The sequence below is a fragment of the Actinoplanes sp. NPDC048796 genome (genome assembly GCF_040650035.1).
Taxonomy (GTDB): Bacteria; Actinomycetota; Actinomycetes; order Mycobacteriales; family Micromonosporaceae; genus Actinoplanes.
Map to the genome: position 1 here is coordinate 74,027 of NZ_JBEZGO010000015.1, position 15,201 is coordinate 89,227.

Consider the following 15,201-nt stretch of genomic DNA (forward strand, 5'->3'; position numbering starts at 1 on the left):
CCGGCCAGGGCGTCGCGCCACGCCCGCTCGGCCGCGCCCCGGTCCTGCCGGGCGACCCAGGCCAGATAGTCCTTGTAGGGGCGGACGGCCGGCGGCTTCCCGCCCGCGTACAAGGTGAGCAGGTCGCGGACGAGCAGCGGCGCCGACCAGCCGTCGAGCAGGATGTGGTGTGCGGTCAGCACCAGCGCGTGCCGCCGGTCACCGAGCCGGACCAGCGTCCACCGCAGCAGCGGCGGCCGCGCCAGATCGAACGGCCGGTTCCGTTCCGCCGCGGCGACCTCGTCGACGCTCGCGCCCGGCTCGGCCTCGGTGAACTCGACCGGCAGGGCGGCCGGGATCAGCTGCACGGGCTGACCCGCCTTGCGGGGGCGGAACGCCGCCCGCAGGTTGGCGTGCCGGTCCTGCACGGCCTGGGCGGCCGCGCGCAGGCGGCCCGGGTCGAGCTCGCCGTCCAGGGTCAGCACCTGCTGCACGACGTACACGTCCGGTCCGCCGGCCGCGTAGGTGGACAGGAAGTAGAGACCCTCCTGCAGCGGCGACAGCGGCAGGATGTCCTGCAGTCCGCCCGGGCTGGTCACAGAAGCCTCCACTCGTCCTCGAATTCGTCGATCTCGTCCTGGCTGAGGGTGACCAGGAGGTCGGAGGGGGTGTGCCCGCCGCCGGCCCGCGCGGCGTCGCGCAGACTCTGAAGGGCGGCCAGCCATCGCTCGCCGAGGGCGGTCACGTCCGCCTCGGTGAGTACGCCGTCCAGGTAGGAGAGGCGGATGTCGAGCTCCGGCCCGGAGGGCAGATCGGCCGTGGCGGCGTTGATCTCCAGGGCCTGCCCGGCCGGGAAGGCCGGGTCGAGGCCGTCGCCGAGGGTGCCGTTCTCGGTGGCCGCGACCCAGTCGCCGTCGTCGGCGGCCATCCGGCCGAGGTAGTTGAACAGGATCTCCGGCGCCGGACGGCCACGCAGCGCCTCGGCCGCGCCCGGGTGCAGATAGCGCAGCAGCCCGTAGCTCGCGCCGCTGTCGGGCACGGCCCGCAGCTGTTCCTTGACGCGTTTGAGGGCGGCGGCCGGGTCGTCGCCGCCCGGGTCGAGCCGGACCGGGAACTCGGTGGTGAACCAGCCGACGGTCCGGGTTAGGTCGCTGCCCGGCACCAGCTGCTCCTCGCGCCCGTGGCCTTCGAGGCGCAGCAGGACGCCGTGCTCGGCGGTGGCCGGCCGCCACGCGCGGACGGCCAGGGCCAGGCCGGTGAGCAGCACGTCCTGCACCCCGGCGTGGAAGGCCTCGGGCACGGCCGTCAGCAGCGGCCCGGTCTGCTCGGCGGTGAGACGTACGGTGTGGTGGCGCAGCCGCGCGACCGTGTCGCCCCGGACGACCGGGCGGGCGCCGATGGCGGCCACCGGCCCGTCGACCACGTCGAGCCAGTACGGCAGGTCGGCCGCCCGGTCCCGGGCCGCGGCCGCGAGTCCCCTGGCCCAGGCCCGGACCGACGTACCGGACCGGGAGAGGGTCTTGCCGTCGGCCGCGACCGCCAGGTCCTCGGCCAGCACCCGCCAGGAGACACCGTCGACGACGAGATGGTGGGCGACCAGCAACAGTCGCGCCTCGCCGGGGAACCAGACCGCCTCGAGCATCCGCCCCTCGGCCGGCCGCAACCGGCGGACCGCCGCCGCGTGCTCCTCGTGCGGGCCTTCCTCGGCGACCCGCACCGAAGCGGTCACCGAGCCCACCGCGGGCACCACCAGGCCGTCGCCGGTCCAGCGGGCCCGGAGCGCGTCGTGCCGGTCCAGGATCGCTTGCAGGGCACCGCGAAGCGCCTCCCGGGTCAGCGAGGCCGGAACCCGCAGCAGCACCGACTGGCTGAACGTGTCGATCGGCGTGTCCAGCTCGCGCAGCCAGGCCATGATCGGGGTCGGCGGCACCTCGCCCACGGCCACCGCCGCCGGTTCGGCCTCGCCCTCGGCCACCTCGGTCACCTCGGCCATCGCGGCCACGGTCTGGTGTTCGAAGACCTGCCGGGCGGTCAGTTCGAGACCGGCCGCGCGGGCCCGGGCGACCAGTTGCAGCGCCACGATGCTGTCGCCGCCGAGCGCGAAGAAGCCCTCCTGGACGCCGACCTCGTCGAGACCGAGCACGTCGGCCACGAGCGTGGCGAGCAGTTCCTGCACCACGGTCACCGGCCGTTCCACGGCCCGTTCCAGGACCGGTTCGGGCAGGCGGGTCCGGTCGATCTTTCCCGCGGCCGTACGGGGCAGCGCGTCGAGCACGACCACAACGGCGGGCACCAGATAGTCGGGAAGCCTTCCCGCGAGCCAGGTTCGCAGCTCGTCGCCGGCCGCCTCCCCCTCCACGTAGCCGATGAGGCGGCCCTCGCGGGCGACCACGACGGCGTACCGCACGCCCGGGTGTTCGACGAGAACGGAGGCGACCTCCCCCGGCTCGATCCGGAAGCCCCGGATCTTCACCTGGTCGTCGGCCCGGCCCAGGAACTCGAGCTGCCCGTCGCGGGTGCGCCGGACCAGGTCGCCGGTGCGGTACATGGCGGTGCCGGGAGCGCCGAACGGGTCGGCCACGAACCGCTCGGCGGTCAGCGCCGGGCGCCCGAGGTAGCCGCGGGCGAGGCCGGCCCCGGCCAGGTACAGCTCGCCCGCGACGCCCGGCGCGACCGGCTGAAGCGCGGCGTCGAGGACGTACGCGCTCTTGTTGCGGTCCGGGCGCCCGATGAGCACCGGGCCGTCCGGGGCGCACTCCCAATAGGTCGAGTTCACCGTCGCTTCGGTCGGCCCGTACGCGTTGAGCATCCGATGGGTGGCCGTCCAGCGGCGGACGAGCTCGGGCGGGCAGCGGTCGGCGCCGGTCACCACGGTCACCCCGGCCGGCAGGGAGCCCTCGGGGAGAGCGCCCAGAGCGGCCGGCGGCAGCGCGAAGTTGGTGATCCTCCGCTCCCGGACGAAGGCGGCGAACGGCGCGCCGAGCCGGTCGGCCTCCGGGGTGATGACGAGGGTGGCGCCGCGCAGCAGCGACACCGCCAGCTCGGCCACGGTGACGTCGAAGCTGGGCGAGGCGAACTGGGCGACGCGGCTGCCCTCGCCCACCCGCCACAACTCGGCGAACGTCTCGGACAGGTCGGCCAGCCCGGCGTGCGGCACGACCACGCCCTTGGGCTTGCCGGTGGAGCCGGAGGTGTAGATGACGTACGCCGCGTGAGCCGGCCGCAGGCCGGGGCAGACCACCGCGGAGTCGTCCCCCATGTCGTCCGGGTGCAGGACCGGCATGCCCGGGGGCACGGTGGTCGCGTCCGGGGCGGCGATGACGAGCACCGGCGTGGCGTCCTCGGCCAGGGCGGCCACCCGCTCGGCCGGATAGGACGGGTCGACCGGCAGATAGGCGCCGCCCGCCTTGGCCACGGCCAGCTCGGCCACGAACAGGCCGGCCGAGCGCGGCAGCAGCACCATCACGATCCGGTCCGGGCCCACCCCGTGGTCCTGAAGGCGCCTGGCGAGCCGGTTGGTGACCGCGTCGAGCTCGGCGTAGGTCAGCGTGTGGTCGCCGTCCTCGATCGCCGTGGCGTCCGGGGTCCGGCTCACCTGGGCGGCGAACAGGCCGGGCAGCGTCGATTCCGGGGTGGGCGCGCGGGCGCCCTGCCATCCCGTGGCCAGCGCCTCGTGCTCGGCGGCCGAGAGGATGTCCAACTCGGACACTCGGCGGTCCGGGCCGGCGACCGCGCCGGTCAGCAGCCGGGCCAGCCGCTCGGCCAGGGTGGCCGCGGTCTCCCGGTCGAACAGGTCGGTGCTGTATTCGATGATGCCCTGCAGCCCGTCCACCCCGTGCCGCTCGGTGACGACGACGCCGAGGTCGAACTGGGCCACCCCGGTGTCGACGGGCAGCGGCGAGGTGGCCAGGCCCGGCAGGCCGGGCTCCTCGGCCGGCACGTGCTGGAAGGCGACCATCACCTGGAACAGCGGGTTGCGGCCGAGCGACCGCTCCGGGTTGACCGCCTCGACGACCCGCTCGAACGGCACGTCGGCGTGGCCGAACGCGGCCAGGTCGGTCGCCCGCACCCGGCGCAGCAGCTCGCCGAAGGTGGGGTCACCGCTCACGTCGGCCCGCAGCACCAGCGTGTTGACGAAGAATCCGGCGAGCTGGTCGAGGCGCTGGTCGGCCCGGCCGGCGACCGGGCTGCCGAGCGGGATGTCGGTGCCCGCGCCGAGCCGGCTGAGCAGCGCCGCCAATCCGGCCTGGACCACCATGAAAGGCGTGGTTCCGGTACGGCGGGCCAGCTCCCGAAGGCGCCGATGGCCGTCGGCCGCGACCTCGAACGGGACGATGCCACCGCCGTGCGAGGCCACCGCCGGGCGGGGCCGGTCGGTGGGCAGCTCCAGCTCGGCCGGCACGCCGGCCAGGGCGGTCCGCCAGAAGTCGAGCTGACGCTCCCGCACGTAGTCGAGCAGTTCGTGGTGCCAGAGCGCGTAATCGGCGTACTGGACCGGCAGCGGCGCCCAGTCCGGCGCCGCCCCACGGGCCCGGGCCGCGTAGGCGGCGCCGAGGTCGGCCACGAGACGCCCCTCGGACCACTCGTCGGTCACGATGTGGTGCAGCAGGAGCAGCAGGACGTGCCGGTCCGGGCCGAGGACGAACAGATGCGGGCGGACCAGAAGTTCGGCGCCGAGGTCGAACCCGTAGCGCGCGGCCTCCGCCAGCAGCTCCGGCAGCTCGTCCTCGCGCTCCACCTCGACCTGCCGCCACGACGGCCGGGCCTCGGCCCGGATCCGCTGCACGGGCCGCCCGTCGACGGCCGGGAAGACCGTGCGCAGGCTCTCGTGGCGGGCCAGCACGTCGTCCAGGGCGGCGCGCAGCGCGGGCGTGTCGAGCCGGCCGTCGAGCCGCAGCGCGAACGCCACGTTGTAGGCCGGGCCGGGGCCGTTGAGCTGCTGGTGCAGCCAGAGCCGGTGCTGCGCGGGTGAGACCGGCAGCGGGTCGGGCCGCTCGGCCACGACGAGTTCCGGCAGTCCGGCCTGCGGGCCACCGCGCTCCACGTGGGCGGCGAGCGCGGCCACCGTGGGCGCGTCGAACACGGTGCGCACGGCCAGCGGGACCCCGAACGCGGCCCGGACGCGGGCGGCGAGCGCGGTGACGGTCAGCGAATGACCGCCCAGTGCGAAGAAGTCGTCGTGGGTGCCGACGCTCGGCAGGCCGAGAACCTCGGCGAACAGCCCGCACAGGATCTCCTCGGCCGGCGTGCGCGGGGTGTCGTCACCGGCCAGCGCGCCGAAGTCGGGCACCGGCAGCGCCCGCTTGTCCACCTTGCCGGCCACCGTGACCGGAAGGGCCTCGAGCCCGACGACGGCCGCCGGAACCAGGTGGCCGGGCATCCGGTCGGCGGCCCACTCCCGCAGCCCCTCGGTCTCGCCCACGACGTACGCCACCAGGCGCCCCTCGACCGCGACGACAACGGCCTGCGAGACCGCGGGGTGCTCGCTCAGCAGCGCCGCCACCTCACCCGGCTCGACCCGGAAGCCCCGGATCTTCACCTGGTCGTCGGCCCGGCCCACGTATTCCAGCCGGTCGTCGGCCCTCCAGCGGACCACGTCGCCGGTGCGGTACATCCGCTCCCCCGGCGCCCAGGGGTCGGCCACGAAGCGGGCGGCGGTCAGCCCGGCGCGGTCCTTGTAACCGCGGCCGAGCTGAGCGCCCGAGAGGTAGAGCTCGCCGGTCTCGGCCGGTCGGAGCCAGTCGTCCAGGACGTACGCCCGGGTGTTGCCGATCGGGCGGCCGACGAGCGGCGTCTCGCTGTCGGCCACGTCGGCCATCAGCGTGTCCACGGTGCACTCGGTCGGGCCGTACAGGTTGATGCCCCTGGTGTCCGGCGCCTCCCGCAGGGCGGCCCAGATGTGCGGGTCGGCGGCCTCGCCACCGAGCGCGACCACGGCCGGGTGATGGCGTCCGGCGGCGAGCAGGCCGGCGGTGACCAGGGGCCCGGCGAGCGACGGGGTGACGTCGAGGAAGTCGATCCCGTGCGCGTCGACGTAACCGGCGAACAGCGCCGGGTCGCGCCGGGTCTCGTCGTCGAGCAGGTGCAGCTCATGCCCGGCGACGAGCCCGAGCAGCCCCTCCCACGACGTGTCGAAGACCAGCGCCGCCGACAGGGCCACCGCAAGACGCCGCTGCACCGCGAACACCCGCGCCCGGTGATGATGGAACAGATTCGCCAGGCTGGCATGCTCCACAACAACGCCCTTGGGACGCCCGGTCGAACCGGAGGTGTAGATGAGATAGGCACCCGAGCGCGGATCGATGGCAGGCAGCGCCACGTCGGCTGTCTCCGCCAGCAAAGACGGTGTCACCACCACCGCCGGCGCCGCGTCCGCCAGCAGATAGTCGATGCGCTCGCGCGGGTAGTCCACATCGATCGGCAGATACACGCCGCCCGACCTCAACGCCGCCAACCAGGCCACGATCGCGTCGTCGGTCCGCGGCAACAACACCGCCACGACCTTCTCCGGACCGGCACCGTGGGCCACCAGAACACGAGCCAGACGCTCCACACGCGCCCGCAACTCGGCGTACGTCAAAGACACGGAACCGAAACGCAGAGCAACCGCATCCGGGGTCTGCCGGACCGTCGCGTCGAACTCGTCCAGCAACAGGGTCGGCGGCACTGCGAGGGTCGTCTCGGCTTTCCGTCCGCTGATCGGCAGCCTCGCCATCGTCGTCGCGGGGGCGGAGACGAAAGCGCCGAGCAGCGCCCGGAAGCGGCTCAGGAGGCGGCCGGCGGCGGCCGCGTCGTACAGATCGGGCCGGTGCTCGAGGCGCAGGCGCAGCCGGCTTTGCGGCACGACGACCAGGCTCAGGGGGTAGTGCGTGGCGTCGACCGGGATGCCGCCACCGATCCGCAGGTCGCCCGCGTCGGGCACGGCCGTTCCGGCCGGGTAGCTCTCGAAGACGGTGAGCGTGTCGAAGAGGTCGCCGAGCCCGGCCCGCCGCTGGATCCCGGCCAGGCTCGCGTGCTGGTGATCCAGCAGGGCGGCCTGCTCGGCCTGCACCCGGCGCAGCAGCTCGGGCCAGCTCTCCTCGGGCCGCAGCCGGACCCGGACCGGCACGGTGTTGATGAACAGGCCGACCATGTCCTCGACGCCGGCCAGCGCGGCGGGCCGGCCGGAGACGGTGGCGCCGAAGACGACGTCCGTACGCCCGGTCACCTCGGCCAGCAGGAGCGCCCAGGCGCCCTGGACGACGGTGTTGAGGGTCAGCCCGTGTCCTCGGGCCGCCGCGGAGAGGGCGGCCGTCTCGGTCTCGTCCAGGACGATCTCGGCCACCTCGGGCAGCGCGGCGACCGCCGGGGCGCCGGGGGCGACCAGGGTCGGCTCCTCGAGGCCGCGCAACGCGTCCCGCCAGGCGGCCTCGGTGGCCGCCGGGTCCTGCTGCGCCAGCCAGGCCAGGTGGTCGCGGTACGGGCGCGGCGCTTCGGTGGCGGTGCCCGCGTAGAAGGCGAACAGGTCCCGTACGGCCAGCGGGCCCGACCAGCCGTCCATGAGCAGGTGGTGCTGGGTGAGGATCAGCCGGTGGTCGCCGGCGCCGACGCGGGCCAGCACGAACCGCAGCAGCGGCGGCGTGGCCAGGTCGAAGCGCCGGGCCCGCTCGCGGCGCAGCAGCGCGTCCAGGTCACCGGCGTCGGTCACCTCGAACGGCACCTCGACCGCACCGGGGACGACCTGGACCGGCCGGCCGTCCTCGGTGCGGTCGAAGGCCCCGCGCAGGTTCGGATAGCGGTCGAGGAGCCTCGCCGCCGCGTACCGCAACCGGTCCGGATCGACCGGCCCGGTGAGGGTGAAGACCTGCTGCACGGTGTAGACGTCGGTCTGGTCGTCGAGCCCGGCGAGGTAGTGGAGCCCTTCCTGCAGGGGCGAGAGCGGCAGCACGTCGACCGCTGTGGGCCACCGCTCGGCCAGCTCCCGGTCGCTGATGCCGGGCAGGAGCACGTCGGCCGGGGTGAGGGCGCCGGCCCCGGGTTCGTTGGCCGCCGCCCGTACCGCGACGAGCGCGGCCAGCCAGTCGTCGGCCAGCCGGCGTACATCGTCCTCGTCGACCGCCCGGCCGGGATAGCCGAACGAGGCCCGCAGCACCGGCCCGTCCGGCGTGTCCACGGCGGCCACGTTGACCGCGATCCGGTGCCGTACGGGCATCTCCGGCTCGGCGACCGCGTGCGCGGCCGGGAGCTCGGGAGCCGGCGCCCAGTCGGCCGTCGCCGCGTTCCCGAAGCGCCCGAGGTAGTTGAACAGCACCTCGGGCTCGTTCGCCGGTTCGAAGCCGCCGAGGTAGCGCAGCAGACCGTAGCCGACGCCGCCGTCCGGGATCGCGCGCAGCCGCTGTTTGACGCCCCGCACGACGGCGGCCGGTCCACCGGCCGCGGCGGGCAGGCGTACCGGGTATTCGCTGGTGAACCAGCCGACCGTACGGACGAGGTCGGCGCCGGGGACGACCTGCTCCTCGCGGCCGTGGCCCTCCAGGCCGATCAGCGGCTCGGCGGCCGGGCCGGTGCGCCGCGCCAGGGCCAGGGCCAGACCGGCCAGCAGCACGTCCTGCACACTGGCCCGGAAGGTCTCGGGCACCGTGGTCAGCAGCGGTGTGGTGATGGAGGCGTCAACGGTGACGGTGACCTGGCGCAGGGTTCCGGCGGTGTCCCGGGCCGGGTCGAGCGGCCGCCCGCCGAGCTGGGCGACCGGACCGTCCAGGATGGCGCGCCACCGGTCCGCCTCGGCCGCCCGCGAGGAGACGGCGGCGTTGAGGCCGAGCGCCCAGGCCCGGAACGGCGTGCCGACGGCGGCGACCCGCTCGCCACGGGACACGGCGGCCAGATCCTCGGCGATGATTCGCCAGGAAACGCCGTCCACGACGAGGTGATGGGCGACGAGGAGCAGCCGTCCCGGCTCACTCCCCCGGTCGAACCAGACGGCCCGCACCATCACGCCGCCGGCCGGATCGAGCCGGTCGGCGGCGGCTTCCCGCTCGGCCGCGACCAGCCCGGCCAGTTCCCGGCCGCGCGCGTCGACGACCCGTACGGTCAGATCGAGCGGTCCCTCCGGGACCTCCAGAGTCCACCGCTGCGCACCGGGAACGAGGCGGGCCCGCAACAGGTCGTGCGGCGCCAGCGCCTCGCGCACCACCTGGGCGACATCCACCCCGGCGGGCGTACGGACCAGCAGTGCCTGCGAGTAGCGGTCCACCGGCGCGGCCAGTTCCCGGAGCCAGGCGATGATCGGGGTCTCGGGGACGGTTCCGGCCCCGGATTCCGCGACCGGGGACGTCTCGACGGCCTCGGCGACCCGGGCCAGTTCCGCGACGCTCTGGTGCTCGAACACCTGGCGCGGCGCGATTCTCAGCCCGGCCGCCCGGGCCCGCGACACCAGCTGGATGGAGAGGATGCTGTCGCCGCCGAGCGCGAAGAACCCGTCGTGCCGGCCGACCGGCAGCCCGAGAAGCCCCTCGACGATGCCGGCCAGCGCGGTCTCGACCGGGCCCACGGGCGGTTCGCTGGTCGCGGCCGTGGCCGTAACCGGAGGCAGTGACCGCTTGTCCACCTTGCCGCTCGCCGTGACGGGCAGCGCGTCGAGCAGCACGACCACCGGCACGAGCGGCCCGGGCAGGGTCGCGGCCGCGTGGTCGCGCAGTTCCTCGGCCGAGACGGCGTCCCGCGTGACGGCGAACGCGGCGAGGTGGCCCTCGCGCGGCACCACGGCCACCTGCGCGACGGCGGGATGGCCGGCCAGGACGGCCTCGACCTCGGCCGGCTCGACGCGGAAGCCGCGGATCTGGACCTGGTCGTCGGTGCGGCCCAGGAACTCCAGTTCGCCGGTCGCCGTGCGCTGGACCAGGTCGCCGGTGCGGTAGAGGCGGCTGCCGGAGGGGCCGGCCACGAAGCGGGCCGCCGTCAGCGCGGGACTGTTCAGGTAGCCGCGGGCCAGGCCGTCGCCGCCGAGATAGAGCTCGCCGGGGACGCCGGGCGGGACCGGGCGCAGGCGGGCGTCGAGGACGTGGGCGGTGCGGTTGAGGTCGGGCCGGCCGATCAGGACGGGGCCGTCGGCCGCTTCCCAGGTGGTGGCGGTGACGGTGGCCTCGGTCGGGCCGTACGCGTTGACGAGCTTGCGGCCGGCGCGCCACCGCCGCACCTCGTCGGGGGTGGTCGCCTCGCCGCCCACGGTCAGGGTGACACCGGCCGGGATCGCGCTGGTGGGCAGGGCGGCCAGCAGCGCCGGCGGGAGGTCGGCGTGGGTCAGCCGGCGGTCGGTGACGAACTCGCCCAGGGCGGCGCCGAGCCGGGCGTCGTCGGGCACGATGACGAGGGTGCCGCCGGACAGGATCGAGGCGGCCAGTTCGCTGAAGGCCACGTCCACGGCCGGCGAGACGAACTGGGCGACCCGGCTCCCGGGTCCCGCGCCGAAGACCGACCGGACCGACTCCACCAGCGTGGCGAGACCGGCGTGCGGGACGATGACGCCCTTCGGGCGGCCGGTCGATCCCGAGGTGTAGATGAGGTACGCCGCGGTGGCCGGGTCGACCACGACAGCCGGATCCTCGTCGCTGAGATCGGCCAGGGAGCCGAGGGATTCGACGGTGAGAACCGGTGCGGCGTCGGTGATCTGGTGGGCGATCCGCTCGGCCGGGTGATGCACGTCGAGCGGCAGATAAGTCGCGCCGGTCTTCGTGACCGCGAGCAGGGCCACCAGGAGGTCGGCCGAGCGCGGCATCCGTACGGCCACGACCCGCTCCGGGGCCGCCCCGGCCGCGATCAGCCGGTGGGCCAGGCGGTTGGCCCGGGAGTTCAGCTCGCGATAGGTCAGCGTGCGCTCGCCGTCCTCCACGGCCACGGCGTCCGGCCTCGCGGCCACCTGCTCGGCGAAGAGCTGGGCCAGGCCGCGAGGTGCGACCTCCCGGCGTACCCCCTGCCAATCGGACATGATCGCCCGGCGCTCGTCGTCGCTGAGCAGGTCGATGTCGGCGATCGGGCGGTCCGGCGCCGCCGTGACCGCGGCCAGTAGCCGGGTGAACCGCGCGGCGAGGGCCACCACGGTTTCCCGGTCGAACAGGTCGGACCGGTATTCCAGAGTGCCGATCAGGCCTTCGGGCCGTTCCGCGACGTCGAAGGTGAGGTCGAACTTCGCCGTACCCGTGTCGATGAGCCGTGGCGTGACGGTCAGGCCGGGGAAGCCGGCCACCTCGGGCAGCGCGGCCTGATAGGAGACCATCACCTGGAACAGCGGGTGGTGGGCCAGGGACCGGGCCGGGTTGAGCTCCTCGACCAGCCGCTCGAACGGCAGATCCTGATGGGCCAGGGCGGCCAGATCGGTGTCCCGGACCCGCCGGAGCAGTTCGGCGAAGCAGGGATCGCCGCCGACGTCCGTCCGGAGAACGACGGTGTTGACGAAGAAGCCGACGAGCCGTTCGAGCGCGTCGTCGCCGCGACCCGCGACCGGCGTGCCGAGCGGGATGTCGTCGCCGGCGCCCATCCGGTGCAGCAGGGCGGCCACCGCGGCCTGCACGGTCATGAACAGCGTGACGCCGTGCCGCCGGGCCAGCTCGCGCACCGAGGGGTCGACCGGGAAGGTGACCGTGCCGCCGTGCTCACCGGGGTGGGCCGGCCGGGGCCGGTCGGTGGGCAGGCGCAGCGTGGCGGGCGCGCCGTCCAGGGCCGTCCGCCAGAAGTCCACCTGGGCGGAGAGGTCGAGGCCGTTGTGCCAGGCGGCGTAGTCGGCGTAGCGGACCGGCAGCGGCGTCCACGCGGGCGCCTCGCCGCGCCGCCGGGCCGCGTACGCGGTGGCCAGGTCGTCGAGCAGGGGCGTGAGCGACCACTCGTCGCCCGCGATGTGGTGCACGACGAGCAGCAGGACGTCGCCGGCGAGGACGGCCCGGATCGGGATCTCGGCGGTGATGTCGAACGGCTCGCGGACGGCGCCGGCGATCGACGTCCCGGTCCGCAGCCCGATCTCGGCGCCCCGCACGACCGGATACGGCTCGCCGTCGCGGTCGGCGAAGACCGTGCGCAACGGCTCGTGCCGTTCCACCACGTCGACCAGGGCCGCTTGCAGAGCCCCGGTGTCGAGGTCGCCGCTCAGTTCCAGAGCCAAGGGCAGGTTGTACGTCGGGTTGGGCCCGTCCAGGCGGGACAGGAACCACAGGCGCCGCTGGGCGGAGGACATCTCCGTGCCGGCGCCCCGGGTGATGGTGGACGCGGGGCGGACCGTGCCGGCGCGGGCGGCCAGGCCGGCGACGGTCGGCGCGTCGAACACGTCGCGCAGGGACAGATCCGCGCCGAACAGGGTGCGGGCCCGGGACGCCACCCGGGCCGCCAGCAGCGAATGGCCGCCCAGCGCGAAGAAGTCGTCGCGGCGGCCGACCCCGGGCACCCCGAGCACCTCGGCGAAGACGCCGGCGAGCATCTCCTCCTGCGGGGTGCGCGGCGCCTCCTCGGCCCCGCCGCCGGACAGGTCCGGCTCGGGCAGGGCGTTGCGGTCGAGCTTGCCGTTGGGCGTCTGCGGCAGCTCGTCCAGCGGCACGAAGGCCGCCGGAACCATGTAGTCGGGCAGTTCGGAGGCGAGCAGCCGGCGCAGATCGGCCGGTGCCGCGCCGCCCACGAAGTAGGCGACGAGACGCCGGTCCCCCGGCCGGTCCTCACGGATCAGGGCGACAGCCCGCTGGACGCCGTCGGCCGCCGCGAGCGCGGCCTCGACCTCGCCGAGCTCGATCCGGAAACCGCGGAGCTTCACCTGATGGTCCACGCGGCCGAGAACGTCGAACTCACCGGTGGTGCGCCGCCGGGCCAGGTCGCCGGTGCGGTACATGCGCTCGCCCGGCACGAACGGGTCGGCCACGAAACGGGAAGCCGTCAACGAGGGCCGGTTGAGGTAGCCGAGCGCCACGCCTTCGCCGGCCAGGTAGAGCTCGCCCGGGAACCCGTCCGGCACCGGCCGCAGCGCCGCGTCCAGGACGTAGGCGCGAGTGTTCCAGACAGGACGGCCGACGGTGACTTCCGCACCGTCGACGGAGGCGGCGGTGGACCAGATCGTCGTCTCGGTCGGCCCGTAGAGGTTGGTGACCGAGGCGGCGCTCGCGCGCAGTGCGGCGGCCAGGTCCGGCGGCAGGGCCTCGCCGCCGACCAGCACGCGCAGCCCGGCCACGGCCGACGTTCCGCCCGGCACGTCGGTCAGCGCCCGCCACAGCGTCGGAGTCGCCTGCACGACGGTGGCGCCGGTCGAGGCGACCAGGGCGGCGAGAACGGCCGGGTCCTGAACCGATTCCTTGGCCGCGACCACGACCGCGGCCCCGCTCAGCAGCGGCAGGTAGAGCTCCAGGGCGGAGATGTCGAAGCTGACCGTGGTGACAGCCAGGAGCCGGTCCCCGGCCGTCAGCGGGATCAGCGACCGCATCGCCAGCAGGAAGTTGACGAGGTTGCGCCGGGTGACCACCACGCCCTTGGGCCGGCCGGTCGAGCCCGAGGTGTACAGGACGTACGCCGCGTCCGCGCTGACGGATCCCGGCCGCTCCAACGGGGTGACGCCGTCCCCGTCGACCAGCAGGGCGGGCGCGCTGTCGGTCAGCATCCAGGCGAGCCGTTCCTCGGGGAAGGACGGGTCGAGGGGCAGGTAGGCGGCCCCGGTCCGCTGCACCGCGAGCAGGGCGACCAGCAGCTCGGCCGTGCGCGGCAACCGGATCGCGACGATCCGGCCCGGCCGCGCCCCGAGCCCGGCCAGCCGGCGCGCGAGCTCACCGACCCGCACGTCGAGCTCGGCGTAGGTCAGCGCCGTCCCGTCCGGTGTCGTCACGGCCACGGCCGACGGCGTACGGGAAAGCTGGTTGCGCCACAGGGAATCGAAGCTCTCGTCCGGCAGCGCGTGAACGGTGTCGTCGATCGCCGGAGCACCCGCCAGCCCGACCCGGCCGCTCGGAACGGCCGGATCGATGGACGCGAGGGTGGTGAGCAGCGCGGCGAACCGGTCCGCGTGCGCGTCCAGGTCGGCCTCGGAATACCGGGCCGGATTGGCGTCGAGGACGACCTCGAGGACGTTCCCGCCCCGGTCGTCGACGGTGATGGACAGGTCGTCGACCGGCCCGGCCGCGATGTAGCGCGGCGTGCCCCGCATCCCGGCGAAGCTCAGCGAAGCACCGAACGGCTTGATGTTCACCCACGGCCCGACGAGCCGCCGCTCGCCGCCGACCAGGCCGAGATCGCGGCGGATGTCCTCGCCCCGGTACCGCTGGTGCGGCCGGATCGCCTTGACCTCGTCGGCCACCCGGCGCACCAGGTCGCCGACGCTGCGGGCCGGGCTGACCGGGATCCGCAGCGGCACCACGTTGACCGCGGTGACCGGCACCCGGGCCGCCACCGAACCGAGCCGGCCCATCATGGGCAGGCCCAGCACGACCTCGTCGGCGCCGGTGAGCCGGTGCACGTAGAGAGCGGTGGCGGCCAGGATCGCCTCGACCCGGGTCGCGCCCAGCCGGTCGAGGCCGGCGAGGCCGGAGAGCACGACGCGGCGGCGCCGGAACGTGGGGCTGGGCCGGGCCGGGCCGGCGGCCAGATCGGGCACCTCCAGGCCGGCGAGCCGATTCCGCCAGAAGTCCCGGTCGGCCAGGCGTTTCGGCGATTCCCGGTACGCCCGGTCCTCGGCCACCACGTCGGCGAGCGACCGGAACGGGTTGGGCGACGGCTCCTCGCCGCGGGACAGCGCGGTGTAGACGGCGGCCAGCCGTTGCGCCACCAGGGCCGAGGTGTAGGCGTCCATGACGATGTGGTGGCAGCGCTGGTACCAGGTCCAGCGCCCCGGTCCCCGGCGGATCAGCGCCTCCGCGAACACCGGCCCGCGTGCCAGATCGATAGGGGTGGCGAGGTCCGCCCGCATCCAGCGGTCGGCGTCCGCGCCGGCGAGATCGAGCACCTGAAGGCGCCAGTCCGGTGCGGCCACGATCTCCTGGCGCGGTTCCTCCGCCGTACCCACGAATCGGGCGCGCAGCGCCTCGGCCTCGCCGAGCACCCACCGCAGGGACCGCTCGAAGAGCGAGGGGTCGACGTCGCCGTCGATGTCGACGGCCGCGGCGGTGGTGAAGGCCGGTCCCGGGTCGAGGTGCTGTGCGTACCAGACACCCGCCTGGGCGGCGGAGAGTTCGAGGGGATCGGGCACGGTCGTGGCTCCTTGTGGTGCTGAGCGCAGGGCGGAGCCCG

2 protein-coding genes (1 of these 2 running past the window's edge) are annotated in these 15,201 nt (G+C 74.8%); both read right to left on the reverse strand.

The genetic code is table 11. The features are described from left to right. Window positions 1-578: the beginning of an amino acid adenylation domain-containing protein gene (locus AB0C26_RS38815; RefSeq protein WP_360258141.1), read on the reverse strand. It extends 10,753 nt beyond the left edge of the window; only the first 578 of its 11,331 coding nucleotides appear in the window; the start codon lies at window positions 576-578; the stop codon falls past the left edge of the window. Then, window positions 575-15,160, reverse strand: a complete 14,586-nt coding sequence (locus AB0C26_RS38820; RefSeq protein WP_360258144.1) for an amino acid adenylation domain-containing protein — start codon at window positions 15,158-15,160, stop codon at window positions 575-577. The genes AB0C26_RS38815 and AB0C26_RS38820 overlap by 4 nt, the downstream gene beginning before the upstream one ends. Window positions 15,161-15,201 lie beyond the last annotated feature (41 nt).